Annotated in this window: 1 protein-coding gene; it reads right to left on the reverse strand. The window is 53.3% G+C overall.

What is annotated here, in order from left to right:
- Positions 1–202 precede the first annotated feature (202 nt).
- Positions 203–392, reverse strand: a 190-nt coding sequence (locus FJV41_RS56520) for a hypothetical protein (protein WP_220138077.1), incomplete at its 5' end; no start/stop codon positions are given.

Raw genomic sequence — 392 nt, forward strand, 5'->3', positions numbered from 1 at the left:
TCCATAAATTCTCCTGGTGTTAAAGGTCCAGATCGTCCCACATGGGCGATAGAGACACTATACCCGCGTACTATGTAGGGTTCTAACAAGTTCTGTTAAAGCGCCGGAATATTCAGAATCTATCAAGATATTCGGAATTTTAGGGAGAGAAATGGCATTTTACTGGAACTTTCCCGCGCGTCGCGCGGGAAAGGGGGGGGGGTTAATGATCGCGCTGGACTGCAATATGCGCCAGCCCAATCAAGGCTTCGCTCCAGGGCGTGTCTGGGAGGATCTGCAGCGCGGCAATGGCTTTGTCAGCTTCTTCTTCGGCACGCTTCTGCGTCCATTCCAGCGAACCGCAGGTCGCCATCGTTTCCAGCACAGCATCCAGTAGATGGCGGCCGTTGCCT

The sequence above is a fragment of the Myxococcus llanfairpwllgwyngyllgogerychwyrndrobwllllantysiliogogogochensis genome (assembly GCF_006636215.1).
Lineage (GTDB): Bacteria > Myxococcota > Myxococcia > Myxococcales > Myxococcaceae > Myxococcus > Myxococcus llanfairpwllgwyngyllgogerychwyrndrobwllllantysiliogogogochensis.